Source organism: Ruegeria sp. (assembly GCF_028066395.1).
Classification (GTDB): Bacteria; Pseudomonadota; Alphaproteobacteria; order Rhodobacterales; family Rhodobacteraceae; genus Ruegeria.
Genome location: NZ_JALCBM010000001.1, coordinates 126,721 through 129,847 on the forward strand (window position 1 = coordinate 126,721; position 3,127 = coordinate 129,847).

7 protein-coding genes are annotated in these 3,127 nt (G+C 61.1%); 5 read left to right on the forward strand and 2 right to left on the reverse strand.

Annotated features, from left to right (window positions below; translation table 11 throughout):
- The 5 genes from MPJ51_RS00675 to MPJ51_RS00695 all read left to right on the forward strand — a co-directional run.
- Positions 1-174, forward strand: a 174-nt coding sequence (locus tag MPJ51_RS00675) for a UPF0262 family protein (RefSeq protein WP_298381074.1), incomplete at its 5' end; no start/stop codon positions are given.
- Positions 175-177: 3 nt separating this feature from the next.
- Positions 178-636 (forward strand): low molecular weight phosphatase family protein, encoded by a 459-nt coding sequence (locus MPJ51_RS00680; RefSeq protein ID WP_298381062.1) that lies wholly within the window; start codon positions 178-180, stop codon positions 634-636.
- Positions 633-1,031: a ketosteroid isomerase-related protein gene (locus MPJ51_RS00685; protein WP_298381063.1), complete on the forward strand. Its 399-nt coding sequence runs from the start codon at positions 633-635 to the stop codon at positions 1,029-1,031. Before MPJ51_RS00680 ends, MPJ51_RS00685 begins: the two co-directional genes overlap by 4 nt.
- Positions 1,024-1,617 carry a GNAT family N-acetyltransferase gene (locus MPJ51_RS00690; RefSeq protein ID WP_298381064.1) on the forward strand — a complete coding sequence of 198 codons (594 nt, stop codon included), beginning with the start codon at positions 1,024-1,026 and terminating at the stop codon, positions 1,615-1,617. Before MPJ51_RS00685 ends, MPJ51_RS00690 begins: the two co-directional genes overlap by 8 nt.
- Before the next feature lie 335 nt (positions 1,618-1,952).
- Entirely contained in the window at positions 1,953-2,387 is a 435-nt protein-coding gene (locus MPJ51_RS00695; RefSeq protein WP_298381065.1) for a hypothetical protein, read from the forward strand.
- Positions 2,388-2,403: 16 nt separating this feature from the next.
- On the opposite strand, the gene MPJ51_RS00700 is transcribed toward MPJ51_RS00695, so the two are convergent.
- Positions 2,404-2,649, reverse strand: coding sequence for a MoaD/ThiS family protein (locus tag MPJ51_RS00700; protein WP_298381066.1), 246 nt, complete (start codon positions 2,647-2,649; stop codon positions 2,404-2,406).
- Positions 2,642-3,127: molybdopterin cofactor-binding domain-containing protein (locus tag MPJ51_RS00705; RefSeq protein ID WP_298381067.1), on the reverse strand; the 486-nt coding region annotated here is incomplete at its 5' end. The genes MPJ51_RS00705 and MPJ51_RS00700, both read right to left, overlap by 8 nt.

A 3,127-nucleotide genomic window follows, 5' to 3' on the forward strand; every position in this document is an offset into this window, starting at 1 on the left:
GCGGTGAAAACCCTGCCGCCCAGCCAGATCGAAACCATCGACATGGCCCGCCGCGGCATTCACAACGAAGGCAGCCGCGTGCTGCAGGAACGGCTGGGCGGCAAGGCCGAGATCGACACCGACACCGCCCGCCGCCTGTTCACGCTGATCTGCGTGCTACATTTCGGGGGCTGAGAGGTGAAGCCTTTGCCGCAGTCGGTCCTGTTTTGTTGCGACCACAACGCGGTCCGGTCCCCTATGGCCGAGGGGCTGATGAAGAAGTTCTATGGCACCGGCACCTATGTCCAATCCGCCGGTGTGCATAATGATCTGGAAATCGACGGCTTCAGCATCGCCGCCTGTCAGGAGGTCGGGGTCGAGCTTTCGCGTCACCGATCGCGCTCGTTCGATGAGATGGAGCAATGGGGCGATGACCTCAGCTCGTTCGATCTGATCGTCGCCCTGTCGCCTGCCAGTCAGCGCAAGGCGCTGGAACTGACCCGGATTTTCCACCTGGATGTCGATTACTGGCCCATAATGGACCCGACCGGAATGGGCGAGACGCGCGACCAGAAGCTACACCATTACCGACAGTCCCGCGATCAGATCATCCAGCATCTGATCGACCGCTGGGGCGATCCTACGGAGCGACTATGAACCAGACCGTCAAAACCTATTTCGATGCCTTCAATGCCGGCGACGTGGATGGCATGCTGGCCTGCCTGTCCGACGATGTGGCCCATCATGTGAACGAAGGCCAGATCCGCGTGGGCAAAGAGAAATTCGCCGCTTTCTGCGCCCATATGAACCGCTGCTACCGCGAGAACCTGACCGATATCGTGGTGTTCGAGGCCGAAGGCGGCACCCGCGCCGCCGCTGAATTCATCGTCAACGGCACTTATTTGGAAACCGATGAGGGCCTGCCGCAGGCCAACGGCCAGACCTATCGCCTGCCCGCCGGGTCTTTCTTTGATCTGCGCGATGGCAAGATCACCCGGGTGACGACCTTCTACAACCTTGCCGACTGGACCAAACAGGTGTCCGGTGGCTAAGGTCACCGCCGTCCGTGCCCTGACCGGGGCCGCGCTTGAGGGCGCGCTGGATGACGTTGCACGCCTGCGGATCGAGGTGTTTCGGGCCTGGCCCTACCTCTATGATGGTGATCTGGCCTACGAGCGCACATACCTGCAATCCTACCGCGACAGCGACAAGGCGATCGTGGTGGGCGCCTTCGACGACGACCGCCTGATCGGGGCCTCAACCGGCGCCCCCCTGATCGACCATGCCGAGGATTTCGCCGCCGCCTTCGACGACACCGGGCTGGATCTTGGCGAAATCTTCTACTGCGCCGAATCCGTCCTGTTGCCCGACTACCGGGGGCAAGGCGTGGGGCATAAATTCTTCGATCTGCGCGAGGCGCATGCCCGCAACCTCGGCTTTACCAAATGCGCCTTCTGCGGGGTGCAACGCCCTGCGGATCATCCGATGCGCCCGGCAGAGTATCGACCGCTGGACGCGTTTTGGCGTGCGCGGGGATATGCGCCGCTGGACGGCGTGGTGGCACAGTTTTCGTGGAAGGATATCGGGGAAGCGGGCGAAACATTGAAGCCATTGCAGTTTTGGATCAGGGACTTGTAGCCGGATTTTCAGGGCTAGAATTCATAGCCCATTGACGATGGCCTCAGCAAGCGCGATGCAAGAAGTACCGCGCCTCACCACGACTGAATTGAAGAGTCATTGAGGGATGTGAGAGCGGATTTTCCACCCCCTGTCAAAGACTTGACGCCTTGCAGCCAATACAAGCGGCAAGCAATCAAAGATCGATCTCGGCCTAAAACCAAGTGATCTCCACGGAACTCCAGCTTGGCATTGATCGCGCGGGTCTCGCCCGTCCGTGACCAGTGTTTATTGGCGCTCAACGACACCTGCCCCCACCTGTTCATCAGGACTTGTTGACCAGAAGGAGTAGCGAGATGTCACAGATTAAATCCGTGTTCTTGTCCGCCATGGCGGCCTTGGTGACTGGTGGTTTTCTGGCAGGGGCAGGCCATGCCCAGACCTACACAACCGGGGCAAACGAAAGTTACAAGAGAATTCCGGTAGCCAGCGCCAATATCAGCCCGGGCCTGCATATCCCGACCAAACTCAACCGGCACTTTGGGGTGGTGCAACGCTCGTTGCCCTATGCCGCGCATCCGGGAACGCCACAGGTTGAAAAGGCCAGCGCGCGGTCACGGTCAAAGTTCAGTGCCAACAACGGCAAGCGGATCATCCGCAAGAAATCGAGACCGCACAGGAAGTTCCGCCATCACAGCCGGTTCGCGCCCAAATACAGCAGCCGTCATCCGGTTCGGCCCAGTGGCCGGTACCAGGGGTTCCGCTTTAAATTCCATCGGAAGCATCATTGAATAAACTGCGCGGGTCTCAACCCCCGCGCAGCCTTTGCATCAGGTAAACCTCGGCCCCCTCGGGGATGGGTTCGGTCAGGCCGGTGGCGATGATACGCCCGTCGATGGCGATCGAGACACCGGCCTTGATCGGCCCCTGCAATTGCGGATGCACCCGCACCAGTTCCTGCAGCAATTCACCGGTGGTTTTGGCCTCAACCTCGACCACCTGCTGACCCCCGGTCAGAGACCGGAGGCCGGACCAGAGGTGGACCTCAACCATCGTCCTTGAGCGCGGCCAGAATGCGCGGCGGCGACATCGGCAGTTGCTTCATCCGCACGCCTGCCGCGTTCGACACCGCATTGGCGATGGCCGCCAGCGGTGGCACGATGCCGGTTTCGCCCACGCCCCGCACACCGAACGGGTGGCCGGGGTTCGGGACCTCGACGATCACCGTGTCGATCATCGGCAGGTCGCTGGCCACCGGGATACGGTAGTCGAGGAAGATCGAGTTCTGCAGACGTCCGTCGTCGCCATAGATATATTCCTCGTTCAGCGCCCAACCGATACCTTGCGCGGCACCGCCCTGATACTGGCCTTCCACATAGGTCGGGTGGATCGCCTTGCCCGCGTCCTGAATGACCGTGTAGCGGGTGACGCTGGTCTTGCCGGTTTCGGGGTCAACCTCGGCATCCACGATATGGGTGCCAAAGGACACGCCCGCGCCTTCGGGGGTCGCCTCGAAATGGCCCGAGATCGG